The organism is Burkholderia sp. BCC1644, assembly GCF_902833225.1.
In the GTDB taxonomy this organism is placed as follows: Bacteria; Pseudomonadota; Gammaproteobacteria; order Burkholderiales; family Burkholderiaceae; genus Burkholderia.
Genome location: NZ_CADFEI010000003.1, coordinates 53,129 through 77,117 on the forward strand (window position 1 = coordinate 53,129; position 23,989 = coordinate 77,117).

The 23,989-nt window shown below is 67.5% G+C and carries 22 protein-coding genes; 15 read left to right on the forward strand and 7 right to left on the reverse strand.

Features of this window, described 5'->3' with window-relative positions; genetic code table 11:
* The first annotated feature begins 6 nt into the window (after positions 1-6).
* On the forward strand, positions 7-1,197 hold the full coding sequence (locus tag HWX87_RS06750; RefSeq protein WP_176046403.1) for an ABC transporter substrate-binding protein: 1,191 nt from the start codon (positions 7-9) through the stop codon (positions 1,195-1,197).
* Entirely contained in the window at positions 1,190-2,017 is an 828-nt protein-coding gene (locus HWX87_RS06755; protein ID WP_176046404.1) for an ABC transporter permease, read from the forward strand. Before HWX87_RS06750 ends, HWX87_RS06755 begins: the two co-directional genes overlap by 8 nt.
* Before the next feature lie 36 nt (positions 2,018-2,053).
* Here the strand turns inward: HWX87_RS06755 and HWX87_RS06760 are convergent, their stop codons facing one another.
* A complete protein-coding gene (locus HWX87_RS06760) occupies positions 2,054-3,292 on the reverse strand; it encodes an SfnB family sulfur acquisition oxidoreductase (RefSeq protein WP_176046405.1) in 1,239 nt (412 codons plus the stop codon).
* Positions 3,293-3,584: 292 nt separating this feature from the next.
* Between HWX87_RS06760 and HWX87_RS06765 the strand changes: the two genes are divergently transcribed.
* Both HWX87_RS06765 and HWX87_RS06770 read left to right on the forward strand, forming a co-directional pair.
* Positions 3,585-4,844: an acyl-CoA dehydrogenase family protein gene (locus tag HWX87_RS06765; protein WP_176046406.1), complete on the forward strand. Its 1,260-nt coding sequence runs from the start codon at positions 3,585-3,587 to the stop codon at positions 4,842-4,844.
* On the forward strand, positions 4,841-6,241 hold the full coding sequence (locus HWX87_RS06770; RefSeq protein WP_176046407.1) for an LLM class flavin-dependent oxidoreductase: 1,401 nt from the start codon (positions 4,841-4,843) through the stop codon (positions 6,239-6,241). The genes HWX87_RS06765 and HWX87_RS06770 overlap by 4 nt, the downstream gene beginning before the upstream one ends.
* Before the next feature lie 118 nt (positions 6,242-6,359).
* Here the strand turns inward: HWX87_RS06770 and HWX87_RS06775 are convergent, their stop codons facing one another.
* Complete coding sequence (locus HWX87_RS06775) at positions 6,360-7,787, reverse strand: MFS transporter (protein ID WP_176046408.1); 1,428 nt, start codon at positions 7,785-7,787, stop codon at positions 6,360-6,362.
* A gap of 346 nt (positions 7,788-8,133) precedes the next feature.
* Between HWX87_RS06775 and HWX87_RS06780 the strand changes: the two genes are divergently transcribed.
* The 3 genes from HWX87_RS06780 to HWX87_RS06790 are packed head-to-tail and all read left to right on the forward strand — an operon-like array spanning position 8,134 to position 10,836.
* A complete protein-coding gene (locus HWX87_RS06780) occupies positions 8,134-9,126 on the forward strand; it encodes an aliphatic sulfonate ABC transporter substrate-binding protein (protein WP_176046409.1) in 993 nt (330 codons plus the stop codon).
* 10 nt (positions 9,127-9,136) lie between these two features.
* Complete coding sequence (locus HWX87_RS06785) at positions 9,137-9,991, forward strand: ABC transporter permease (protein ID WP_176046410.1); 855 nt, start codon at positions 9,137-9,139, stop codon at positions 9,989-9,991.
* Entirely contained in the window at positions 9,988-10,836 is an 849-nt protein-coding gene (locus HWX87_RS06790; protein ID WP_244137612.1) for an ABC transporter ATP-binding protein, read from the forward strand. The genes HWX87_RS06785 and HWX87_RS06790 overlap by 4 nt, the downstream gene beginning before the upstream one ends.
* Here the strand turns inward: HWX87_RS06790 and HWX87_RS06795 are convergent.
* The 3 genes from HWX87_RS06795 to HWX87_RS06805 form a co-directional block, all read right to left on the reverse strand.
* On the reverse strand, positions 10,824-11,612 hold the full coding sequence (locus HWX87_RS06795; protein WP_176046411.1) for an enoyl-CoA hydratase/isomerase family protein: 789 nt from the start codon (positions 11,610-11,612) through the stop codon (positions 10,824-10,826). The genes HWX87_RS06790 and HWX87_RS06795 overlap by 13 nt on opposite strands.
* Before the next feature lie 32 nt (positions 11,613-11,644).
* A complete protein-coding gene (locus tag HWX87_RS06800) occupies positions 11,645-13,375 on the reverse strand; it encodes an AMP-binding protein (RefSeq protein WP_176046769.1) in 1,731 nt (576 codons plus the stop codon).
* 352 nt (positions 13,376-13,727) lie between these two features.
* Entirely contained in the window at positions 13,728-14,843 is a 1,116-nt protein-coding gene (locus HWX87_RS06805; protein ID WP_244137613.1) for a porin, read from the reverse strand.
* Positions 14,844-15,120: 277 nt separating this feature from the next.
* Here HWX87_RS06805 and HWX87_RS06810 point away from each other — a divergent pair, with 277 nt between their 5' ends.
* The 8 genes from HWX87_RS06810 (at position 15,121) to HWX87_RS06845 (ending at position 22,510) form a co-directional block, all read left to right on the forward strand.
* On the forward strand, positions 15,121-15,618 hold the full coding sequence (locus HWX87_RS06810; protein WP_176046413.1) for a hemerythrin domain-containing protein: 498 nt from the start codon (positions 15,121-15,123) through the stop codon (positions 15,616-15,618).
* A gap of 32 nt (positions 15,619-15,650) precedes the next feature.
* Positions 15,651-16,649, forward strand: coding sequence for a PDR/VanB family oxidoreductase (locus tag HWX87_RS06815; protein ID WP_176046414.1), 999 nt, complete (start codon positions 15,651-15,653; stop codon positions 16,647-16,649).
* Between the two features lie 45 nt (positions 16,650-16,694).
* Positions 16,695-17,996, forward strand: coding sequence for a Rieske 2Fe-2S domain-containing protein (locus HWX87_RS06820; RefSeq protein ID WP_176046415.1), 1,302 nt, complete (start codon positions 16,695-16,697; stop codon positions 17,994-17,996).
* A 24-nt stretch (positions 17,997-18,020) separates the two neighbouring features.
* Positions 18,021-19,298, forward strand: coding sequence for a Rieske 2Fe-2S domain-containing protein (locus HWX87_RS06825; protein WP_176046416.1), 1,278 nt, complete (start codon positions 18,021-18,023; stop codon positions 19,296-19,298).
* Between the two features lie 11 nt (positions 19,299-19,309).
* Positions 19,310-20,137 (forward strand): SDR family oxidoreductase, encoded by an 828-nt coding sequence (locus HWX87_RS06830; RefSeq protein ID WP_176046417.1) that lies wholly within the window; start codon positions 19,310-19,312, stop codon positions 20,135-20,137.
* Between the two features lie 5 nt (positions 20,138-20,142).
* The gene (locus tag HWX87_RS06835) at positions 20,143-21,090 is read left to right on the forward strand and encodes an alpha/beta hydrolase (protein WP_176046418.1); all 948 of its coding nucleotides are present in this window, start codon (positions 20,143-20,145) and stop codon (positions 21,088-21,090) included.
* Positions 21,091-21,202: 112 nt separating this feature from the next.
* Positions 21,203-21,904 carry a MarR family transcriptional regulator gene (locus HWX87_RS06840; RefSeq protein ID WP_244137614.1) on the forward strand — a complete coding sequence of 234 codons (702 nt, stop codon included), beginning with the start codon at positions 21,203-21,205 and terminating at the stop codon, positions 21,902-21,904.
* A gap of 72 nt (positions 21,905-21,976) precedes the next feature.
* Positions 21,977-22,510 (forward strand): toxin, encoded by a 534-nt coding sequence (locus HWX87_RS06845; RefSeq protein WP_176046419.1) that lies wholly within the window; start codon positions 21,977-21,979, stop codon positions 22,508-22,510.
* Positions 22,511-22,533: 23 nt separating this feature from the next.
* Here HWX87_RS06845 and HWX87_RS06850 read toward each other — a convergent pair whose 3' ends face one another.
* Entirely contained in the window at positions 22,534-22,941 is a 408-nt protein-coding gene (locus tag HWX87_RS06850; protein ID WP_176046420.1) for a VOC family protein, read from the reverse strand.
* Between the two features lie 390 nt (positions 22,942-23,331).
* The gene (locus HWX87_RS06855) at positions 23,332-23,958 is read right to left on the reverse strand and encodes a class I SAM-dependent methyltransferase (RefSeq protein ID WP_176046421.1); all 627 of its coding nucleotides are present in this window, start codon (positions 23,956-23,958) and stop codon (positions 23,332-23,334) included.
* Positions 23,959-23,989: the final 31 nt, after the last annotated feature.

A 23,989-nucleotide genomic window follows, 5' to 3' on the forward strand; every position in this document is an offset into this window, starting at 1 on the left:
CTACCCATGTGCCAGATTCCGATGTCGCGCCGCGAATGGCTGAAGCTTGCGGCCCTGTTCACCGCGGCGGGTGCCGCCCCGCTGCTGTCCGCGGCGAACGCGCATGCCGCGACGGAACCCGATGCGCCCGTTCGCATCGGCTATCTGCCGATCACCGACGCAGCGCCGCTGCTGGTGGCCCACAACAACGGCTATTTCGCGGACGAAGGGCTGAACGTCGAGCAGCCGAAGCTGCTGCGCAGCTGGGCGCAACTCGTCGAAGCGTTCCTGTCCGGCCAGGTCAACGTCGTGCACCTGCTGTCGCCGATGACGCTCTGGGCGCGCTACGGCAGCCGCGCACCGGCGAAGGTGGTCGCATGGAATCATGTGAACGGTTCCGGGCTGACGGTCGCGCCCGACGTCGATTCGCTGCGCGATCTCGGCGGCAAGACCGTCGCGATTCCGTTCTGGTATTCGATCCACAACGTCGTGCTGCAGGACATGCTGCGCCAGCAAGGGCTCGTACCGGTGCTCAAGCGGCGCGGCACACCGGCGGCGAACGAGGTCAACCTGGTCGTCATGGCGCCGTCTGACATGCTGCCCGCGCTCGCCGCACGCCAGATCGCCGGGTATATCGTCGCCGAGCCGTTCAACGCGACGGCGGAATTGATGAAGATCGGCAAGATCCTGCGCTTCACCGGCGATGTCTGGAAGAACCATGCGTGCTGCGTCGTGTTCATGCACGAGCACGATCTGGCGCAGCGCCCCGCGTGGTCGCAGAAAGTCGTCAACGCGATCGTGAAGGCCCAGGTGTGGGCGCGCTCGCATCCGCAGGAAACCGCGCAGTTGATGTCGAAGGACGGCGCCCACCGCTATTCGCCGCATACGCTCGCGGCGCTGGATCGCGTGCTGGTTCCGTCGGCGTCGCTTGCCGATACGTATCGCGCAAGCGGCGCGATCCGCCATGCCGACTGGAACGGAAAACGGATCGACTTCCAGCCGTATCCGTTTCCGAGCTATACCGAGGCGCTGGTTCAGCGGTTGAAACGTACGGTGGTCGACGGCGACAGTGGATTCCTGGCGTCGCTCGACCCGGCGTTCGCGGCTCGCGATCTCGTCGACGACCGGTTCGTGCGCAAGAGTATCGACGCGGTCGGCGGGATGGCCGCGTTCGGTCAGCCAGGCGCCTTCAAGCGAGAGGAGATCATCGTTGTCTGACGCGCTTGCCCCCCGCCGGTCATCCGCGCGCGAAACGCGCCGGCCTTCCGGCTCCCGTTACCTGGTGCGCGCTACCGCCGGATGGCTCGGCGTGGCCGGCCTCGTCGCGACGGTCGTCGTCTGGTGGGCCGCGATCCATGCGTTGACCGAACCCGGCTCGCTCGGCCGGCAGTTCGCGCCGGACAGCGCGTTCGCCAGCTTGCGGGCGCTGTGTGCTGACGATCATCTGGTCGAGCATGCGCTCGTCAGCCTGCGGCGCATCGGTGTCGGGCTCGGCGCGGCGCTGCTGGCCGGCGTCCCGCTCGGGTTGCTGATCGGCCGCGTGCAATGGGTCGAGCGCGTGCTGTCGCCGACCTTCCAGTTCCTGCGAATGGTGTCGCCGTTGTCGTGGATGCCGCTCGCCGTGATGTCGTTCGGCATCGGCGACCGCGCGATCTACTTCCTGCTCGGTTTCGCCGCGCTGTGGCCCGTGCTGATGAGCACGGCGGCCGGGGTCGCCCAGATCGACCGGCGCTGGCTGCAACTCGGCGAGAGCCTGTCGGCCACCCGCCGCGAGCTGCTGCTCCACATCATGCTGCCGGCCATCGCGGGGCCGCTGCTCAACGGGATCCGGCTCGCGATCGGCATCCTGTGGATCGTGCTGGTGCCGGCCGAGATGCTGGGCGTCAGCGCGGGGCTCGGTTACCTGATCCTCGACACGCGCGACCGGCTCGCGTATTCCGAACTGACGGCGGTGATTCTCGTCATCGGTGCACTGGGGTTTGCGCTCGACGGAATCGCGCGGCTATTGGCGCGCGCGGTGCTGGCGGCCGACCGCTAGCGCGATGCGCGGCGGCCGGTCGACCCGCGGGGCGCTTCAGTTCCACGCATGGCGTGCCGGACGCACGCCGTTCAGGTAGTAGTTGCCGACCAGGTGATATTTCCAGCGCACCGGATCGTGCAGCGTATGCGTGCGCGCGTTGCGCCAATGCCGGTCGAGGTTGTGCTCGGCGAGCGTCGACTGCGTGCCGGCCAGCTCGAACAGCTTCTCGCCCGCGAGCAGCGCGACCTCGGTCGTCAATACCTTCGCTTCGCCGACCGCGACCGATGCGCGCGCGACGTCGTCTTCGGTCACTTCACCGCGTGCCGCGATTTCGTCGAGCGTGCGCGCCGCACGTTCGAGCAATGCCTCGGCCGCGTGCAGCTGGATGTGCAGGTGGCCGATCTCGCGAATCGTCAGCGGATCGTCGGCTGCCCGCTCGACGCCGCTGTCGACCCACGGCCGCGTGCGGGTCCGCACGAACGCCAGCGTATCGTCAATGGCCGCCTTCGCGATGCCCGCGTCGATCGCGGCCTGAATGATTTGCGACAGCGGGCCGTTGAGCGTCGGCACGTCCGACACGCGCTGCGCGGGCAGCACGTGCGACGCGGGGACGCGCACCGCGTCCAGCACGACCGTGCCGCTCGCGGTCGTGCGTTGTCCGAAACCCGACCAGTCGTCGACCACGGTCAGCCCCGGCGTCGATCGCGGCACGTACGCGAGCCACGCCTGATGCGCGTCGTCGAGGCCGAGCACCGGGACGTAATGGGCGAACAGCGCACCGGTCGAGTAGAACTTCGTGCCGTCGACGACGTAGTCTTCGCCGTCGCTGCGCACGCGCGTCTTCAGGTCGAGCACGTGCTTCGTGCCTTTCTCCGAGAACCCGTTGCCGAAGCGCTTGCCGCTCAGAATTTCCGAGAAGAAATATCGCTTCTGCGCGTCGGTGCCGGTCAGCGTAATCACGTCGACCAGCCCGAAATGATTCTGCGGCAACTGCCCGAGCGACGGATCGGCCGCCGCGACGATCTTGATGACTTCGGTCAGCGTGACATGCGACACGCCTGCGCCGCCGTATGCCTTCGGCACCGTGATCGCCCACAGCCCCGACTGCGAGAACCATTCGATTTCGTCGCGCGGCAGGCGGCGGGTGCGATCGCGCTCGGCTGCCCCTTCCGCGAGCCGTTGTGCAAGCGCGTGCGCGGCCTCGATCGCCTGCGCGTCGTCGGCAATCACACGGGCTACGTGCGGTTGTGCTTCAACCGGCCGCTCCTGAATCGTGGCGCTCGTGTCTGACATCGGACCCTCCTGTCGAATGACGAAAGCATTCAATCTAGCAGCGCAGCGCAAGCCGTAAAAACGAGCGATTCTCGGAACGATATTCCTTTGGATAACAAACGACCAGGCGATCCGCACGCGCGACGTCGTGCTTCCACGTCGTAATCGACGTCGCAACGTCGGCGCAGTCCAGGCCTGTCGCGGTAATACGCATCGACGATAACGATCTGCGAATCCGTTATTGGAACGCTCGCCGCGCGCTTCCTATACTGGCCTCCCGGCGCAATCGGCCCCGCTCTTCGAGGAACACCGCATGACTTCGTCGCACGCAGCCCCCGACCTTTCCACCGGTACCGACTACGACACGCTCGCGAGCCGGTTCCGGCCGATCTTCGAGCGCATCGCCGCCGGCACCGCCGAACGCGAACGCCGCCGCGAACTGCCGCACGAGGCAATCGGCTGGCTGAAATCGGCGGGCTTCGGCGCGGTGCGGCTGCCGGCCAGTGCCGGCGGCGCCGGTGCATCGCTGCCGCAGTTGTTCCGACTGCTGACCGAGCTGGCCGCCGCCGATTCCAATCTGCCGCAGGCGTTACGCGGACATTTCGCGTTCGTCGAGGACTGGCTGAACGCACCGCCCGGCCCGCAGCGCACGACCTGGTTCGACCGCTTCGCGAGCGGCCAGCTCGTCGGCAATGCGTGGTCGGAGGCCGGCGACGTGCCGCTCGGCCAGACCATCACGAAGGTATCGGAGCAGAACGGCCGGCTCGTGCTGAACGGCCGGAAGTTCTACAGCACGGGCAGCCTGTTCGCCGACTGGATCGACGTGTTCGCACAGCGCGCGCACGACGGCAGCGACGTGATCGTGGCCGTCGCGACGGCACAGCCCGGCGTGATTCGCGAGGATGACTGGGACGGCTTCGGCCAGACGACGACCGGCAGCGGCACGACGCGCTTCGAGGATGCGAGCGTCGACGCCGACAACGTGATCGACTTCGCGCGCCGCTTCAAGTACCAGACCGCGTTCTATCAACTGTTCCACGTCGCGACGCTGGCCGGCATCGGTCATGCGATCGTGCGCGACGCCGGTGAGCTCGTGCGCAACCGCACGCGCGTGTACAGCCACGGCAACGCGGCGCGGGCGGGCGACGACGCGCAGCTGCAGCAGGTGATCGGCGAGATCGCTTCATGGGCGTACGCAGCCGACGCACTCGCGCTGCGCGCCGCGCAGCCGCTTCAGCAGGCCTATGAAGCACGCTTCGGCGGCGACGAAGCGGCCGAGCACGCGGCGAACGTCGCCGCGGAGATCGAATCCGCGCAGAGCCAGCTCGTCGTGTCCGAACTCGTGCTGCGCGCGGCGACGCGCCTGTTCGACGCGCTCGGCGCGTCCGCGACGCGCACCACGACCGCGCTCGACCGGCACTGGCGCAACGCGCGCACGGTGTCGTCGCACAATCCGCTCGTCTACAAGGCGCGGATCGTCGGCGACTGGGTCATCAACGGCCGTACGCCGCCGTTCGTCTGGCGTGTCGGCAACGGCGCGGGCGCCAGCGCGGAAACGGGAGCCGCACGATGAGCAAGACGATCCGCTTCAACGCGTTCGAGATGAACTGCGTCGGCCACCAGTCGCCGGGCCTGTGGGCGCATCCGCGCGACCGCTCGTGGCAATACAAGGATCTCGACTACTGGACCGACCTCGCCCGCGTGCTCGAACGCGGGATCTTCGACGCGATCTTCATCGCGGACGTGATCGGCTATTACGACGTCTACAAGGGCAGCAACTATCACGCGCTGCACCAGGCCGCGCAGATCCCGGTCAACGACCCGCTGCAGCTCGCCGCGCCGATCGCGATGGCGACCGAGCATCTCGGCATCGGCATTACCGCGTCGACGACGTTCGAGCATCCGTACACGTTCGCGCGCCGGCTGTCGACGGCCGATCATCACACGAAGGGCCGGCTCGCGTGGAACATCGTCACGTCGTACCTGGAGAGCGGCGCGAAGAACGTCGGCGATCACGGCCTGCGCACGCACGACGACCGTTATGCGGTCGCGGCCGAATACGTCGAGGTGCTGTACAAGCTGTTCGAGGGCAGCTGGGAGGATGGCGCCGTGGTGCGCGATCGCGACGGCCGCGTGTTCACGCATCCCGAGAAGGTGCACGAGATCGGCCACAAGGGCCGCTTCTTCGACGTGCCCGGCTACCACCTGTGCGAACCGTCGCCGCAGCGCACGCCGGTGCTGTTCCAGGCCGGCGCGTCCGGCCCGGGCAAGGCGTTCGCCGCGCAGCACGCGGAATGCGTGTTCGTCGCCGCGCCGACCCGCGAACAGCTCGCGCGCTACGTGGCCGATGTGCGCGCGCAGGCGGCGGCCGCGGGACGCGATCCGGCCAAGGTGCTGATCTACAACCTCGTCACGGTAATCGTCGACGAAACCGACGAGAAGGCGCAGGCGAAGTTCGACGAGTACCGCCGCTACGTGTCGTACGACGGCTCGCTGGTGTTCATGTCGGGCTGGACCGGCATCGACTTCGGCCAATATGCGCCGGCCGATCCCGTCCGGCGCGTCGAAACGAATGCGATCGTGTCGGCCGTCGAGCACCTGTCAGGCGGCGACACCGCGTGGACGATCGAGGCGCTGGCCACCTGGGGCGGCATCGGCGGACTCGGTCCGGTGTTCGTCGGATCGCCCGAAACTGTCGCGGACATCCTGCAGGAATGGGTGGCGGCGACCGACGTCGACGGCTTCAATCTCGCGTACGCGGTCGCGCATGAGACCTTCGAGGATGTCGTGCGTCACCTCGTTCCGGAATTGCAGCGGCGCGGTGTGTACCCGAGCGCGTATGCGCCGGGCACGCTGCGCGAGAAGCTGTTCGGCGGCACGGCGCGGCTGCCGGACGAGCATCCGGCCGCGCAGTTTCGCGATATCGAGCAGGTCAAGCGCGAAGCCGAGCGGGAGGCGGTCAGCGCGTAGCGAGACGTGGAGGCCGATCCGCCCTCGCGCGGGTCGACCTGCTTCAGCACAAACGGCTTCGTGCGGTTCGACGAAGCCGTTTGCGTTTTCCAGGGAGCGCTGACGCCCCCGCGCGCGTTCACGCGACGCTTTCGTCGTCGATGTCGCGTGCTGTCGGCTCATGGCGCACGATCAGCAGAAACACGATCGGCGTGACCGCACTGATCGCGACGACCCAGAACATGTCCGTGCCGAGACGGGCCTGCAGGATCGGCAGCACGAACAGCGCAAGCGCCTGGCCGATGCCGCACAGCGAACGCCCGAAGCCCACGCCGGTACCGCGGATAGCGGCCGGATAGGACAGCGTCGGATAGATCATCATCTGCGCACCGGGCCCGAAGCCTTCGGCGAACAGCCAGGTGCCGAGCATCAGCAGCACGACGCCCACCGCGAGCGCGCCGTGCGGATGCCCCGCCAGCGCAAGCGCGACCAGCGCCACCGTTTGCAGCGCGAAGCCCGCGATCGCGACATGGCGCGACGGATAGCGATACGCGAGGCGCATGCCCAGCAAACCGCCGGTGAACGCGAACAGCACGTTCAGCGCGAGCGAGGCCGCGATCGTCTCGAACACGCCCGCGCCGAGAAACTGCGACAGGATCGACGGCAGGAAGAACGCGATCGCCGTGTACTCGAACGGGATGCACAGGTTCATCACGCTGGCGACGATCGTGCGCCCGAGATACGGGCGCTGGAACAGCACGCGAATCCGCACGGGCGGCGGGTTCGGCTCGGGTCGCGCATCCTCGGCTTCGTGCGCGTGAATGCCGTACGACTCGCGCAGGATGCGCGCGGCATTGGCCAGGTCGCCCTGGTTCGCGGCCCACAGCGGCGATTCGTTCATGAACCGGTTCCGGAACAGGATGATGACGAGCGCGGGCACCGCGCCGAAGATCAGCGACGCGCGCCACAGCCACCCCGCATGCTCGGCCGGCAGCAGGAAATACAGGCCGAAGATCAGCAGGAAGCAGGCCGACGACGCGACGTACCACATCGGGCACCACGCAGCGAGCCGCGACGCCTTGTTGCCGCGCCCGTTGAACTTCGAGAATTCCGCGAGAAACGCCATCGCGACGGGCAGGTCGATGCCGACGCCGAGCCCCATCACGAAGCGTGCGCCGATCAGCACCCAGACGTTCGGCGCCAGCCCGGCCGCGATCGCCGCGACCACGAAGAACAGCATGTCGGCCATGAACACCTGGTAGCGGCCGATCCGGTCGGTCAGCCAGCCGCCGATCAGGCTGCCGAAGATCGTGCCGATCATGATCGCCGAACCGACCAGCCCGGTCAGCGCGGGCGTCAGGCCGAACTCGCGCGCGACGTCGTCGATGCCGTAGGACAGCGTCGTCAGGTCGTATGCGTCGAGAAACACGCCGCCGAGCGCCAGCAGCACGATCATCCGCGCATGGCTGACCGAACTGTCGACCGTATTGATCAGGCGTGCGACGTCGCTTGCCGAGCGGATGGGGGAAGAAACGGGTGTGGCGGGGCTTAGATCGATCGAACTCATCGCATTCCTTGGTGTTGGGCGGAATGCACGGCGATGTCGGCGTGAAGCCGGGAACCGGGCTTGTGCATTCGCGATCGGCGGGGCTTCAACGGAACGCGGGCTCGTCGACCGACGCCCGTCATTGCGTTCCGGCAGCGGGCATTCTGTTCCCCCGATCCGGGTATCCCAAGCGATATAAAGCGATTAATTAATCGGCCTGCGTCATAAAGTTGCCCGGCCGGCTCGCTTAGCAGCAGCGCGCATGTTCAATCGCGGATTTCTTCGTTATCGGATCGCGGGCGCTTCGTTACATTAGTCGATCACCTGCCTGTTCGCGGCGCGTTGCCGCTCTTCCGGAGATTCCCCGATGAAGCTGTTCTGGTCCCGCGCGTGGCAATCCGCGGCCCTCGTCGTCGCCGCGCTTGCCGGCCTCGCATCGATGCAGGCGCACGCGGCGACACCCGCCGAAATCCGCGTCGACTATGCGTACTACTCGCCCGAGAGTCTCGTGATCCGCCACTTCGGCTGGCTCGACGACGAGTTCAAGGCAGACCGTACGTCGATTCGCTGGGTGCTGAGCCTCGGCAGCAATCGCGCGCTCGAGTACCTGAACAGTGGCGCGGTCGATTTCGGCTCGGCGGCCGGGCTCGCGTCGGTGCTCGCACGCGCGAACGGCAACCCGATCCACGCGGTCTACGTGTTCTCCCGCCCGGAGTGGACGGCGCTCGTGGTGCGCAAGGATTCGCCGATCCGCACGCTCGCCGACCTGAAGGGCAAGAAAATCGCCGCGACGCGCGGCACCGATCCGTTCCTGTTCACCCTGCGTGCGCTGCACACGGCCGGCCTGACGCGTGACGACGTCGAGATCGTCAACCTGCAGCATCCGGACGGCCGCACGGCCCTCGCGAACGGTCAGGTGGATGCCTGGGCCGGGCTCGATCCGCACATGGCCGCGGCGCAGCTCGACGACGGCGCTCGCCTCCTGTACCGCAACGTCGCGTTCAATACGTACGGATTTCTGAACGTCCGCGACGCATTCGCCGGCCAGTATCCGCAGGCGGTCGCGCGCGTGCTGAAGGTCTACGACCGCGCGCGCCAGTGGATCATCGCGCATCCGGCCGACACCGCGCAGATCGTCGCCGACGAATCGAAGGTGTCGCTGCCGGTCGCGAAACTGCAGCTGCAGCGCAACGACTTCAGCGACCCGGTGCCGGGCGACACCCAGCGCGCGGCGCTGAAGGCTGCCGCACCGGTGCTGACGGCCGAGCAACTGACCAAACCGGGTGTCGATCCCGCGAAGATCGTCGATACGTTGATCGATCCGTCGTTCGCGCGCCCGATCGTCGCCGCATCGCACTGAGGTTGCCGCCATGACGGATACCGCCGCACGCGGCGACGCGCTCGCAACGAATCGCACCGCGCCGCCCCGTGCGAGCCACCGCGACCCGCTTCGCGCGTGGCGCATCGCGGGCCTCGCGCTGCCGTTCGCCGCGCTCGTGCTGCTGGAGTACGTCGTGCGGCGCGGCTGGCTGCCCGATCATCTCGTCCCGGCGCCGAGCGAGATCCTCGATACGCTCGCGCGGATGGGCGTCACGCGGGTCGCGCGCCATGTCGGCGCGAGTACGCTGCGGGTCGCGGCCGGCTTTGCGGCCGGCGCCGGGCTCGCGCTCGTCGTCGGCGCGGCGATGGGCCTGAGCCGCCGGATCGACGCGCTGCTCGAGCCGACCTTCCAGGCGCTGCGCGCGATTCCGTCGCTCGCATGGGTGCCCGTGCTGTTGCTGTGGCTCGGTATCGACGAAGCGCCGAAGATCACGCTGATCGCGATCGGCGCATTCTTCCCGGTTCACCTCGCGGTGGTCGCCGGCATCCGCGACGTCGACCGCAAGCTCGTCGAGCTCGGCGCGGTGTACCGGCTCGGCCCGCTCGCGCTGTTCCGCCGCATCCTGCTGCCGGCCGCGCTGCCGCAGATCGTCACCGGCCTGCGTACCGGCCTCAGTCTTGCGTGGATGTTCATGGTGGCTGCGGAATTGATCGCGGCGACGCGCGGCCTCGGCTTCCTGTTGAGCGACGGCCGGGAAACCGGGCGCCCCGATCTCGTGTTCGGTGCGATCCTGCTGCTCGCGTTGCTCGGCAAGCTGACCGACGGCGCGATGCGGCGCATCGAGTCGCGCTGGCTCGGCTGGCGCGACGCATTCGACGGCGCATCGCGCGAGGGATCGAAATGAGTACGGTGGCTTCTGCGCGCACGACGGCGGATACCGATACGCCGCTGCTCGACCTGCGGATTGCCCGCAAGCAATACGGGGATCGCACGATCCTCGCCGACATCGCGTTGCAAGTGGCGCGCGGCGAGATCGTCAGCATAGTCGGTCCGAGCGGCTGCGGGAAAAGCACGCTGCTGCGGATCGTTGCCGGTCTCGACGCGCACTTCCGCGGCAGCGTGAAGCTCGACGGCATCGCGCTCGACGGGCCGTCCGCGCGCGTCGGCGTGATCTTTCAGGAGCCGCGGCTGCTGCCGTGGCGGTCGATCGCGGACAACGTCGGTTTCGCGGCCGGCCCGCGCGGCGGTCGCGAGCCGAGTGTCACGCGCCTGCTCGACGAAGTCGGCCTGGCCGGCGTCGCGCGGCAACTGCCGGCCACGTTGTCGGGCGGGATGGCCCAGCGCGCCGCGATCGCGCGCGGGCTGTTCGGCGAGCCGGATCTGCTGCTGCTCGACGAGCCGTTCAGCGCGGTCGACGCGATCACGCGGATGCGCTTGCAGACGCTGCTGCTCGACGTCGTCCACCGGCACCGGATGGCCGCGATCGTCGTCACGCACGATCTCGACGAGGCACTGTATCTCGGCGATCGCGTGCTGATGCTCGCGCCGAATCCGGGGCGCATCGACGACGAGATCCACGTCGATATCGCGCGGCCGCGCGATCGGCGCGACCCGTCGCTGGCCGCGCTGCGCGCGCGGCTGCTCGGTGCGTTCCAGCGCTTTCACGATCGTGTGGACGGCACGGACAATCGTTCGCACGACCGTCACGCATCCGCGCGCGCGGTTGCAGCGCCGCCTCAGCGCCCGTAGAAGACGACCGGTTCCGGTTCCACACCTTCCCGCATCGCGTCGACGCGCGCGGTCCGTCCGCGTCGCGCATCCTCGGTGTTGTGCAGCGGCATCCCGAGATCGAGCACGACCTGGTCGGCGCCCGGCACGCCGCCCGCCGACCAGGCTTTCAGCAGTGCGCGGATCGCCGCATACGAGCGTGTCGGGCCATTCGAGAGCCGCGCCGCCAGATCCAGCGCCGCTTGCTCGACCTCGTCTTCCGGCACCACGAAGGCGGCGATACCCAGATCGCCGGCCGTCGCCCCCGACATCACCTCGCTCAACATCACGTAGCGCGCCGCACGCGCCGGCCCTGCCCGCTCTGCGATCCGCTGAACCGCGCCGCAGACGGGTATCGTGCCGACCGACGGCTCGATGCAGCGGAACGATGCGTTGTCGGCCGCGATGACCAGATCGCACGCGAGCGCCAGCTCGAACGCCCCGCCCCACGCCCGGCCGCGCACCGCGCATACGGTCGGAATCTGCAGCGCCTCGATCTTGCGGTATGCGTGATGCATGTCGCTGATGAAGGTGCGCCACGCGTTGAATTCCTTGTCGATGAAATCGAGGATATCGCCGCCCTGGCTGAAGTTCGGGCCCGCCGCGCGAATGAGCAGCACGCGGATATCCGATTCGCTGGCCGCGTGAATCGCGTCGCTCAGGTGTTCGGAAAACGCGTTGGCGATCAGGTTGAGCGGCGGATTGTCGAGCACGATGTGGCCAACGGAACCGTGACGCTCGAAACGGACGGATGTCATGGGTGTCTCCTTGACGGGATGGGTGCGGGGGTTCAGGTCGGGCTGCCTGCGTGCAGGTCGAGTTCGCGGATCATGCTTTCGCGCATCGCGAACTTCTGCGCCTTGCCGGTCACGGTCATCGGCATGTCGTCGACGAAGCGGATGTAACGCGGAATCTTGAAGTGCGCGATCTGGTCGCGGCAGAACGCGCGGATCTCGTCCTCGGACGCATCCTGGCCGGGCTTGAGCACGATCCACGCGCAGATTTCCTCGCCGTACTTCTGATCGGGAACGCCGAATACCTGCACGGTCTGCACCTTCGGATGGCGAAAGAGGAACTCCTCGATCTCGCGCGGGTAGACGTTCTCGCCGCCGCGAATGAGCATGTCCTTCACGCGCCCGACGATGTTGCAGTAGCCGTCGGCGTCGATCGTCGCGAGGTCGCCGGTATACATCCAGCCGTCGCGGATCGATTCCCGCGTGCGCGCGTCGTCGTCCCAATAGCCGAGCATGACCGAGTAGCCGCGCGTGCACAGCTCGCCCGTCTCGCCGACGGGCACGACGTTCCCGTTCATGTCGACGACCTTGCATTCCAGATGCGGCTGGACGTGCCCGACCGTCGAGACCCGCTTGTCGAGCGGATCGTCCGTCGCGCTCTGGAACGACACCGGGCTGGTTTCCGTCATGCCGTAGGCGATGGTGACCTCCGTCATGTGCATGTTCGCGACGACCCGCTTCATCACCTCGATCGGGCACGGCGCGCCGGCCATGATGCCGGTGCGCAGGCTGGAGAAGTCGTGCCGCGCGAAGTCCGGGTGATCGAGCTGCGCGATGAACATCGTCGGGACGCCGTGCAGCGCGGTGCAACGCTCGTCGCTCACGGCCGCCATCGTGGCTGCCGCGTCGAACGCCTCGCCGGGAAAGACCATGCATGCGCCGCTTGCCGTGCACGCGAGCACCGACATCACCATGCCGAAGCAGTGATACAGCGGCACGGGCACGCACAGCCGGTCGGCTTCGCCCAGGTTCATGGCTGCGGCGACGAACCGCGCATTGTTGACGATGTTCCGGTGCGTCAGCGTGGCGCCCTTCGGCGCGCCGGTGGTGCCGCTCGTGAACTGGATGTTGATCGGGTCGTTCGCGTCGAGCGTCGCGGCGATCGCGTCGAGTTCGTCCGTCGAAACATGTGCGCCGCGCGCGAGCACCTGCCGGTACGTCAGCATGCCCGGCGTGGGGATGTCCTCCATGCGAATCACCCAGCGCAGCGCGGGGAGCCTCGCCGCTTCCAGTGCACCGGGTTCGCAGTGCGGCAGCTCCGGCGCCAGCGTCCGCAGCATGTCCAGGTAACGGGACGTCTTGAACGATTCGGGCGCGACGATCGCCTTGCAGCCGACCTTGTTCAGCGCATACTCCAGCTCCGCGAGCCGATACGCGGGATTGACGTTGACGAGGATCAGGCCGAGCCGGGCCGTCGCGAACTGGGTCACGGTCCACTCGAACCGGTTGGGCGACCAGATGCCGATACGGTCGCCCTGGCGCAGGCCCATCGCATGCAGGCCGGCCGCCATCGCATCGACCTCCGCCGCGAATGCCTGCCAGGTCCAGCGCACGCCCTGCTCGCGGAAGACGACGGCGGGACGTTCGCCGTGGCGCTTCACGGTGTCCGCCAGCAGTGCCGCGACCGTCAGTTCGCTCAACGCGGAATCGCCGGCGCCCCTGACGTAGGACAGTCCGCCGACCGGCAGCGTCGGATCGGCGCCCAGGTCGGGCGTTGCAGTCTGCATCTTCATGCGTGTCTCCAGAGTTTCGGCGGAGACGGGCTCACCGCACCAGGCGCGTGAGATTCTCTCCGGGATGTTTCTGGAAATCATCATCGTATCTTCCATGGAAGACGTCAAGACGGAATTGGCCTGAATCGTGCGGATGGTCTTTAACCGCATGAACGCTGATATTTCGCGGGTTTGGCGCGAATGTTCCGCTCCTGCAACGCTGTATTGCGCGTGGCGGCCTACAGGTATTCTGCGAAAGATCCGCCTAAAATCATCCATGGAAGTCGCTCCGTGCGTGTCGCGCGCCGTGGCGCTTGCCCGCCAGAACGATTACCGGCACACGCGTCACGACGCGTGCGCCGTTCCGTCAGAACATATGACGAATGCCGAGCATCACGCCGGTCTGGTCCACGCCGGCGGCCGGCCATGACGACGTGCCCGCGGTGCCGCCGTCGATCGTCAGCACGGAATTGCGCTGATTGAAGATGCGCCCCGCGGTCACGTACACCGAGCTGCGCTTCGACAGCAGATACATCGCACGCGCCGCGATGACCGACGCGCCGGCGTCGTGCCCGCTCACGGTGAGATGGCCGTACTGCGCGTCGAGGACGATCCTCGGCACCGGCAGATAGGTCGCGCCGAGCCACCAGTAATTGCTGTTCGCGTCGACGACGCCCGGTGCGAGCTCGCCGTGATCGATACGGTGCAGGAAGCCGCCGCCGATCGTCGCGGTGCCGAACTTCACGTAGCCGTCGATGACGGCCCGCGTGTCGGTCTGCGAGCTGCTCGGCAGCGGCGAGCCGGGGCCGCCGCCGCCATTGTTCCGGTCGATCGCGGTGGCGATCCCCCAGCTGTCGGACTCGTACTTCAGCATCGCGGCGATCGTCTTGCACGCGCGGTAGTCGGTCGGCGACTGGCCCGCGCATCCGCCGGCGGCCGCGGGCGCGACCGCATCGCGCCCGAGCGAATAGCTGACGCCGAAGGTGAGGCCCGACGCCGTAATGCTGTAGACGATCGTGTTGTCGAGACGCGCCTGCGCCAGGTACGTGTCGAGCAGCCCCGCCGCATAGATGTTCGGCCCCATCGTGTCGCCGGGTATCGCCCAGTAGATCTGCGAATACTGGCGGCCGAACGACAGCGTGCCCCACCGCCCCGACAGGCCGACGTACGCCTGCCGGCCGAACAGGCGGCCGCTCTGGTTCAGCGTCCCCTGCCCCGGCGAAAAGCCCGATTCCAGCACGAAGACGGCGCTCATGCCGCCGCCCAGGTCTTCCTTGCCGCGGATGCCCCATCGCGACGGCAGCGAACCGGTGAGCTGCGGCACCTTCACCACGCTCTGCTTCTGCGGGCCGACGTTCGTGACGTATTCGACGCCCGTATCGATGATCCCGTACAACGTGACGCTCGATTGCGCGTGCACGGCGCCCGACGCACATGCCGCGAGCGCCGACAGTCCGGCGCAAACCGCCTTGTACCGTGCCAATCCTTCTCCAAACCTGTTTGTCCGCAGACTCATTTTGATGCCTCCATGTGATTCTGTTCTTCCATGGAAGATAGTAATCACACATCTTCCGTGTCAACCGCACGGCGGATCGTGAGTTACCCCTAGGCCGGCTCGCGAAGACGCCTGAACGGGGGTTCACCGCGGAATCCTGGTCAGTCATAGTTTTCCCTACCTCGACTTTTGACACACACCAATCTATCTTCCACGGAAGACGATAATGATTCGTCTGATCCGCTTCATGGAACGAGGTATGGAAATGAAAGAGTCAGAAGATCACCGGACCGCTGCCCGGAACGGGTATGCGCAGTCGCCGGCGAGCGCTGCCGGCTTCATCTGGAACGACGACTACGCGCTCGGTCACGGGCCGATGGACGACACCCATCACGAATTCGTCGCGTGCGTGAACGCGCTGCTCACGACGCCGGACGACGACCTCGGGCGCGCGCTCGACGCATTTGCCGCGCACGCACACAGCCATTTCGGCGACGAGGACACCGCGATGCGCGAGACGGCTTACGGCTCCGCGGGCTGCCATATCGACGAGCACGCGGCCGTGCTGCAGTCGACCGGCGAGGTGCGCGCCGCGCTGGCCGAAGGCCGGCCGCAAGTCGTCCGTGCATTCGCCCGCGCATTGGCCGGGTGGTTTCCCGAGCACGTGCGCGTCATGGACCAGGGTCTCGCGCGCTGGCTCGTCCAGCAACAACTGGGCGCGTCGCCGGTGGTCATCCGGCGCCGCCTTCCCGTCGCGGCCTGACGCACGCGTCCCTTCTCATACGAGCGTCCATCATGGAACAGAACACTCCGTCGTCCAACGCGCTGCTGCCAGTCGTCGTATCCGCGAAGACGTGGCTCGCCGACGGCATCGTCGGTTATGAACTCACGCCGCTGTCGGACGACCGCCTGCCCGACTTCGAAGCCGGCGCGCATATCGACGTGCACCTGCCCGGCGGGCTCGTGCGCCAGTACTCGCTGTACGAGCTGCCCGCCGAACGGTCGCGCTACCGCATCGGCGTGCTGCGCGATCCGCAATCGCGCGGCGGATCGACACGCCTGCACGACGAGGTCCGCGCGGGCGACACGCTGTCGATCAGCGCGCCGCGCAATCACTTCGCGCTGCACCGTGGCCCCGAGCGGTCGCTGCTATTCGCGGGCGGCATCGGCATCACGCCGATCCTCTGCATGGCGCAGCAACTGGCGCGCGAGCACCGCCCGTTCGATCTGCACTACTGCGGCCGCTCGCTGTCGCGCATGGCATTCGTCGAACACGTGCAGCAACTGTCGTCCACGGATGATCCGCACGCCCGCGTGCAGGTTCATGTCGACGACGGTCCCGACGGACAGCATCTCGATGCGCACGCCTCGATCGGCGCACCGTCGGCCGACAAGCATCTGTACGTGTGCGGACCGACGGGTTTCATGGATCACGTCCTGCAGACCGCGCGCGCGCTCGGCTGGGACGACGCGCATCTGCACCGCGAATATTTCGCCGGGCCGCCGGTCGAGCCGTCGGACGAAGACGGCCCGTTCGAGATCGAAATCCGCAGCAGCGGCGAGGTGATCCAGGTGGGTGCCGACCAGACGGCCGCGCATGCGCTGCTGGATGCCGGATTCAACCTGCCGCTGTCGTGCGAGCAAGGCGTGTGCGGCACCTGCATGACCGCGGTGCTGGCCGGCGAGCCCGATCACCGCGACCTGTACCTGACCGACGACGAGAAAGCGCGCAACGACAGCTTCATGCCGTGCTGCTCGCGTGCGAAGACCGCACGGCTGGTGCTCGATCTCTGATGCCGCCGCGCACGTGCCACTGAACACTGGAACGAGGAACTCAACATGCTGACCAAGCAGGACAATGAACTGATGTGCCGCACGGGCCCGGGCACCGCGATGGGCAACGCGATGCGCCGCTTCTGGCTGCCGGTGATCCAGTCGTCGGACCTTCCGCAGCCGAACGGCGATCCGGAAACGATCGAGCTGCTCGGGCAGCGGTTCGTGGTCTGGCGCGACCGCGACGGCCGGCCCGGCCTCTACGACGAAGGCTGCCTGCACCGCGGCGCGTCGATGCAGCTCGCCCGCGCGGACGGCGACGGCCTGCGCTGCATCTATCACGGCTGGAAATTCGCGGTGGACGGCACGGTGCTCGAAACGCCGAACGTCCCCGATCCGAAGTTCAAGAGCCGCATCCGCGGCCGCACGTATCCGGTGCGCGAGGCGGGCGGCCTGATGTGGGCGTACCTCGGCCCCGAAGGCAAGGCGCCGCCGTTCCCGCACCGTGCGTTCATGGACCAGCCCGATGCCCACCGCATCAACGTGTGCGCGATCGTCAACTGCAACTTCGTGCAGGTGATCGAGGGTCTCGTCGATTCGTCGCACCTGACGGTGCTGCACAGCTCCGCGCTCGCGCAGACCAACGCGTCCGACCTGGACTACGCGGGGAAGATCACGCACATGCAGTTCGACGCCGCCCCGACGATCGAGGCGGACGAGACGGATTTCGGCTTTCACTATGTCGCGATCCGCCAGGCCGGCGACAACCACATCGCACGCGTCACGTCGTTCATCGCGCCGAGCTTCATCGCGAACGCGAACGGCGACGTATGGCTCGCGGCGGTGCCGATCAACGACGAGCGCTGCTACTTCTTCCACGTGTGGTGGGATGCGGAGAAACCGGTCGGCGAAGAACCGCTGCGCAGCGCGCAACTCAAGTTCGTCGGTCTCGACGAACCGACGCTGCGCAAGTACGGGATGACGCTCGACACCTGCGATTCGCCGGCCGCGATGTCGTTCGTCAACGGCTACCGGCAGGATCGCCGGGCCCAGCGCGACGGCCACTTCACCGGATTCGACGGCATCACGCAGGAAGACGCCGCATGCAGCATTTCGAGCGGCGCGATCCGCGACCGCTCGCAGGAAATGCTGTCGACCGCCGATCTCGCGATCAGCCGCCTTCACCGCACGTTGCTCGCGTGCGCCCGTGCCGAGCGCGATCAGCAGGACATTCCGGCGCTGCGGGCGGAATCGGGCGGCGCGATCGGCGTATCCGGCGAGATCGGCCCGGGCGAAGACTGGCGCCGGCTGGTGCCGCACCACCGGATCGTGTCGCCGGCCGGCACGCGCACGCAGCGCAATGCATGACCACCATTTGAACAGGAGTCCAACATGTTGAGCCACGAAGATAACGAGATGTTGTGCCGTGTCGGCCCCGGCACGCCCGGCGGCGCATTGATGCGGCGCTACTGGCACCCCGTGTGCACGTCCGCGCAACTGCCGGAGCCGGACGGCGCGCCGCTGCGCGTGCGACTGCTCGGCGAGCAGTACGTCGCGTTCCGCGATTCGAACGGCGAGGTCGGCCTGCTCGAGGAGCTGTGCATGCATCGCGGCGCATCGCTCGCGCTCGGCCGCGTCGAGGAAGGCGGCATACGCTGCCTGTATCACGGCTGGAAGTTCAGCGTGTCCGGCGCCGTGCTGGAGACGCCGAACCATGCGGACCCGAAGTATGCGGCGCGGATGAAGGCGCCCGCGTTCCCGGTGCGCGAAGCCGGCGGCATCGTGTGGGCGTACGTCGGCCCGAAGGAGCTGGAACCCGCGTTCTCGCGCTATGCGTTCATGGATGCGGCGCCGGACCACCGCGTCGTGCTGCGCATCAACGTCGCGTGCAACTACCTGCAGCTGGTCGAAGGCGGCGAGGACAGCTCGCACGTCGGCGTGCTGCATACCAACATGGCGCGGCCGGGCTGGAAGGACGATTCGTTCACGCGCAATCCGGACGTCGTGAATCCGGCCGCGCTCGCGTCGAACGACCTCGAACCGTCGCTGAAGATCGAGGACACGGCATTCGGTTTTCACTATGTTGCGCTGCGCAAGACCGGCGAGCCGGGCGTGCGCAACGCGCGCGTCGTGCCGTTCATCGTGCCGTACGGCCGCATCATCCCCGCGCCGGCGTTCCTGTTCACCGTGCTCGAGGTGCCGGAAGACGACATGCACACGAGCACCTATATCGTCGTGCACGGCGACTCGCCGGTCACCGAGGACAAGATCATCGAGCTGCTGGGCCTGGACGATCCGAAGTACTACGATCGCAAGAACTGCACGTTCAACGCGAGCTGGGCCGATTCGTTCGGCCAGAGCCGCGCGCTGATGCAGGAAAACTGGACCGGCCTGCGCGGCGTCGAAGTCGAGGATGCGACGATCGGGCTGTCCCAGGGGCCGCTGTACGACCGCTCGCGCGAGCATCTGGTGCCCGCCGACCAGGCCGTCGTGCGCGTGCGCCGCGCACTGCTGGCAGCGGTCAGGCGCGTGATGAACAACGAGCAGCCGCCCGCGCTCGGGCTCGATCTGCGCGGCGTGAGCGCATGTGACCGGCCGCTCGCGGACGATGCGGCCTGGCAGGATCTGCTGCCCGCGCATCGCGATACCACCGAAGCCGTCGAAGCCTGAGGAGAACCTTGATGACCCACGATCCATCCCCCAGCCACACGCCGGATTACCTGTCCCTGCTGCGCCTCGACGGACGCGGTTTCGTCGTACTCGGCGCCGGCCAGGGCATCGGCGAGCAGACCGTTCATGCGCTTGCGCAGGCCGGCGCACGCGTGCTTTGCGTCGACCGCGACGAGACGCTCGCGCGCCGCATCGCCGAAGCGGTCGACGGTATTCCGTGCACGGCCGACGCAACATCTCGCGACGACATGCAGCGCGTGTTCGACACGGCGCGCGAGCAATTCGGCCGCATCCACGGCGTGGTCGACATCATCGGCGTGGCGGGCATCAAGCCGCTGGCCGCCGTCGACGACGCCTCATGGGCGCAGCAGTTCGACATCGTCGTGCGCCACGCGTACCTCGCGCTGCAGATCGGCGGCGAAATGATGAAGCGCGACGGCGGCGGCACGTTCGCGTTCGTCGGCTCGCTCGCGGGCGATCGCGCGGTGCCGAGCGAGGTCGCGTATGCGGCGTCGAAGGCCGCGCTGCACCATCTCGTGCGCTGCGCGGGTGTCGAGTATGCGCCGTACAACGTGCGCATCAACGCGGTGTCGCCGGGGTTCGTGCGCACGCCGCGGCTGAACCAGCGGCTGGACGCCGCGACCTGGGCGCGCGTCGGCGAAGCGATCCCGATCGGGCGCGCGGCCACGCCCGCCGAGATCGCCGGCCACCTGCTGTTCCTCGCGTCCGACCTGAGCGCACACATGGCCGGCGAGATCGTCACCGTCGACGGCGGCCTGAGCGTGAAGGCCGCGATTCCCGCGATCACGTTTGCCCCGTCGGCCACGCCCACCCCATGAGCACGATGAAACAGCCCTCCCCGCGCGACCTGATTCATCCGTCTCTGCGCGCGTTCGCCGACGCGGCTGCCGCGCGGCCGAGCCTCGCGCAGATGAGCGCCGACGACGCGCGCGCCGGCATCGCCGCGCGCACGGCCGCACGGGCCGCCGGCCCACGCATCGCCAAGGTGTTCGACCTCGCGGTGCCCGGCCCGGGCGGCGGCATCCCGGTGCGCATCTACCATCCCGACGGCGCGACCGGCGTGACGCTGGCCTTTCACGGCGGCGGATGGCGGATGGGCAATCTCGACAGCTTCGACGCCGTGTGCCGGCACCTGGCCAACGACTCGGGGCTGGCCGTGATCAGCGTCGACTATCGGCTCGCGCCCGAGCATCCGTTCCCCGCCGCGCTCGAAGACGTATGGGCGGCGACTTGCTGGGCGGCCGAGCACGGGCACGAGCACGGGCTGCCGACCGCGCGGCTGACGGTATTCGGCGAATCGGCGGGCGGCAATCTCGCCGCCGTCGTGTGCCTGCTCGCCCGAGAGAATGCGCAGCCGCGCCTCCTCGCACAGGCGCTCGTGTATCCGGCGACGGACGCGCGCCAGCAGCACGCGTCGCGGTCGGTGTATGCGGAAGGCTTCGTGCAGCGCACGGCCGACGTCGCGCACGCGTTTCGCAAGTACGCGCTCGATCACGGCGTGTCGCCGTCGGTCTGGACGCTGTCGCCGTTCCATGCAACGAGCCACGCGGGCCTGCCGCCGGCCCTCGTGATCACCGCCGAGTGCGACGTGCTGTGCGACGACGGCGAAGCGTATGCGCGCAAGCTTGCCGATGCGGGCGTGCCGACGACCTGCGTGCGCTATGCGGGCATGCTGCACACGTTCTACGGCATGCGCGGCGAGGTCGACGCCGCCGCGCTCGCCCAGCGGCAGGTGGCCGACATGCTGCGGGCGGCCGTGCAGGCCGGGTAGCGATGCACATGGACGTGCGACCGGGAAACTTACGTACAATGGCGGACAGCGGCACCAGTCACCGCCCCGTTACGATCGATCCGGTCGCACCCCTTCCAAGGAAGCCATCGAGATGAGCACCGCAGACGCGAAGCAGCCCGCCCGTCGCCGAACCGCCGGCACCGCAACGGCCCCGGCGGCCCCGGCGGCCCCGGCGCAGACGGAATCCGCCGCCAAGGCGAGCCTGCCGCGCAACAGCCTGATCGAACTGATCACGCTGCAGTGGCAGCACGAGCACAGCGATCTCGACCTGTCGAATTTCCTGCTGGCGATTTACTTCATGCGGATCGGCACGCTCGTCGAGCAGTCGTTCGACAAGATGTGCCAGCGCATGTGCGGCATCAGCGGCTCCGACATGCGCGTGCTGCTCGCGCTGCGCCGCAGCGGGCAACCTTATGCGAAACGCCCGACCGACCTGTACCGTGCGCTGCTCGTGACGTCGGGTGCGATCACCAAGAAAATCGACCGCCTGGCGAGCCTCGGAATGGTCGAGCGCCGCCCCGATCCGGGCCATGCCGGCGGATTCATCGTGCACCTGACGCGAAAGGGGCTCGACATCGTCGAAAAGGCCGTCGTGAAGCTCGCGAACGAATCGTCGATTGCACCGGCGATGGCGCATCTCTCCGATGCCGAGCGCGCGGCCGGCAACGAATTCTGCCTGCGCACGCTCGCGTTGATGGAGGAACTGGTGGCACCGGACGCCGACGACGCGGACAGCGCACCGCCGGCGCCGCGAGCGGGGAAAGCGCGGCGCGCGCCGCGTGGCGCCAAGTAGGGGCTGGACCGGCGCGCGGCTTCGGTGCATGAGGCACAATACGCGGCCTCGAAAATCGACCACGGTCCACCCATGCGCTTCATCGTCGTCGGAACAAGCGGAGCGGGAAAATCCACCTTCTCCAGCGCGCTGGCTACTGCAGCAGGCTGCCCGTACATCGAACTCGACCGGCTCTACTGGGGCCCCGGCTGGACAGCCGTGCCGCCCGAACAGTTCGAGCAAGCCGTACGTGCCGCGACGACCGGCGACCGCTGGGTCGCCGACGGGAACTACAGCGCCGTGCGCGACGTGCTGTGGTCGCGCGCCACGCACGTCGTCTGGCTCAACTTCGGACGCTGGACCGTATTCTCCCGTGTGCTCTGGCGGACGATCAGCCGCGGGCTGATGCGTACCGAGCTTTCCCACGGCAACCGGGAATCGCTGCGGATGGCGTTCTGCTCGCGCGACTCGGTACTGCTGTGGTCGTACGGCACGTTCACCAGAAACCGCGTCAAGTTCGCGAAGCTGCGCGAGGATCCGAAATACGCGCACCTGCAATGGACGGAAATCACCGAGCCATCGCACACTCGCGCGTTCATCGACATGCACGCCCGCGCCGGCCGTTGAGCAAGACGTGACGGACGCCCGCGTCAGTCGTCGAACGTGCCTTGATATTCCGGCGAGGCATCCGCGCGCGTGTTCAGTTCGAACATCACGCCGCCGGGCTCCCGGCAAAAGAATCGCGAACCGCGCCCGTTGTTGAAGATGTCCGTTTCCATCGCAACGCCCTCTTCCCTGAAGCGCTCGAACAGTGCGCGAACGGCTTCGAGGCTCGGCAGTTCGAACCCGACGTGGAAATTCCTCGGCCATGCGGGTACGCCGTCGCCGACGTGATCGATCACGACGTCGAAGCCCGGGCGCTTCAGGATCCAGGATTGGTCCCAGTTTCCCGCGATCGTGAAGCCGAGGTAGCGCTCGAAGAATCGGGCCGTCGCCAGCGTATCGGCCGAGGGGAAGCTCAGGTGGTTGAGCTTCATCGTGTGTGTCGTTCCGGTCATTGTCGTGCTCTCACATGCGGTGATGGGCGGTGGCCCCATGCCGTCCCGCCCGACGACTTCAGAATACGAGCGAAGGCTCACATTCAACAACTCGCATTGGAGGGCGCCCCGGACCGCGCGTGAAACCCGTGCGGGGCCGCCGGTTGGAGCATGGAGACGATCGCGGTGGATTGCGCTACTCGCATTCGGGACGGGCCCACCTGATGCGAGATGCCCGATCTGCGCCCGCGTCAAACGTCGAAGGCCCGAGATCCGCGTACGGACCTCGGGCCTTCGATTTCCGGCCGGCACCCGACATCACCTGCATTGCCGGCGGCTCGCGCTCAACGCTGCTCGACCGGCTGGGCTGGCCGACCCCGCTCGAGATGCGTATCAAGCCGGGTAACCCGATCAGGTGGCTTCCGGAAGTCGCCCGCGCGCGGCCATTTCCTGCGGTGGACGTTTCCGGATCACGAATTCGATGCCCGCTTCACCGACAGGCGTCAGTGTCTGGTCCGATCGAGGCAAGCGGAACCGGAACGTGGCATCAAGCAACTCGACCTTGAGAGGCTGCGCCGATGGTCCCAGCTCCTGCAGCAAGTCGAACAGGTTGATCGAGCGGGAACTCCACGACTGCGCCTTCCACAACGTAAACGTCCACTTGTGGTCGCCATTGAACGTGGACGGGAAATGGCCCTGTTCGTATAAATCTTCGTCGGGCACCATGCAGACGAGATGACCGTCGGGTTTCAAAACCCGGAACCAGTTGTGCAGTGCCTGCGTCGGGTCGCGCATGTGCTCGAGGCAATGAGAGGAGTGCACGAAATCGAGGCTTTCGTCGGGCACGCCTGCCAGGTGTTGCGCATCGCCATCGGGCATATCCCAGGCGCGAACCGAGCGCATGCCAGGGAAAAATTCCTGATACTGAGCAATCGAATCGTCTCCCGCCCCGACGTCGATTCCGTCGCCGACGAAGTACCGCGTAGCGAATCGGGCGTCGTGCAAACGGCGTGCTATTGCTTTGCTGGCTTCATTCAAGGGGCAACTCCACAGAGTGTGAATGCGTCAT

Bases quoted from the DNA above. Each gene is read 5' to 3' on its own strand.
- HWX87_RS06840 (WP_244137614.1), top strand. From the start codon at position 21,203: ATGAGCACCGCAGACGCGAAGCAGCCCGCCCGTCGCCGAACCGCCGGC.
- HWX87_RS06850 (WP_176046420.1), bottom strand. From the start codon at position 22,941: ATGACCGGAACGACACACACGATGAAGCTCAACCACCTGAGCTTCCCC.
- HWX87_RS06785 (WP_176046410.1), top strand. From the start codon at position 9,137: ATGACGGATACCGCCGCACGCGGCGACGCGCTCGCAACGAATCGCACC.
- HWX87_RS06810 (WP_176046413.1), top strand. From the start codon at position 15,121: ATGAAAGAGTCAGAAGATCACCGGACCGCTGCCCGGAACGGGTATGCG.
- HWX87_RS06845 (WP_176046419.1), top strand. From the start codon at position 21,977: ATGCGCTTCATCGTCGTCGGAACAAGCGGAGCGGGAAAATCCACCTTC.
- HWX87_RS06750 (WP_176046403.1), top strand. From the start codon at position 7: ATGTGCCAGATTCCGATGTCGCGCCGCGAATGGCTGAAGCTTGCGGCC.
- HWX87_RS06800 (WP_176046769.1), bottom strand. From the start codon at position 13,375: ATGCAGACTGCAACGCCCGACCTGGGCGCCGATCCGACGCTGCCGGTC.
- HWX87_RS06815 (WP_176046414.1), top strand. From the start codon at position 15,651: ATGGAACAGAACACTCCGTCGTCCAACGCGCTGCTGCCAGTCGTCGTA.
- HWX87_RS06790 (WP_244137612.1), top strand. From the start codon at position 9,988: ATGAGTACGGTGGCTTCTGCGCGCACGACGGCGGATACCGATACGCCG.
- HWX87_RS06825 (WP_176046416.1), top strand. From the start codon at position 18,021: ATGTTGAGCCACGAAGATAACGAGATGTTGTGCCGTGTCGGCCCCGGC.
- HWX87_RS06820 (WP_176046415.1), top strand. From the start codon at position 16,695: ATGCTGACCAAGCAGGACAATGAACTGATGTGCCGCACGGGCCCGGGC.
- HWX87_RS06770 (WP_176046407.1), top strand. From the start codon at position 4,841: ATGAGCAAGACGATCCGCTTCAACGCGTTCGAGATGAACTGCGTCGGC.
- HWX87_RS06775 (WP_176046408.1), bottom strand. From the start codon at position 7,787: ATGAGTTCGATCGATCTAAGCCCCGCCACACCCGTTTCTTCCCCCATC.
- HWX87_RS06835 (WP_176046418.1), top strand. From the start codon at position 20,143: ATGAAACAGCCCTCCCCGCGCGACCTGATTCATCCGTCTCTGCGCGCG.
- HWX87_RS06760 (WP_176046405.1), bottom strand. From the start codon at position 3,292: ATGTCAGACACGAGCGCCACGATTCAGGAGCGGCCGGTTGAAGCACAA.
- HWX87_RS06830 (WP_176046417.1), top strand. From the start codon at position 19,310: ATGACCCACGATCCATCCCCCAGCCACACGCCGGATTACCTGTCCCTG.
- HWX87_RS06795 (WP_176046411.1), bottom strand. From the start codon at position 11,612: ATGACATCCGTCCGTTTCGAGCGTCACGGTTCCGTTGGCCACATCGTG.
- HWX87_RS06765 (WP_176046406.1), top strand. From the start codon at position 3,585: ATGACTTCGTCGCACGCAGCCCCCGACCTTTCCACCGGTACCGACTAC.
- HWX87_RS06780 (WP_176046409.1), top strand. From the start codon at position 8,134: ATGAAGCTGTTCTGGTCCCGCGCGTGGCAATCCGCGGCCCTCGTCGTC.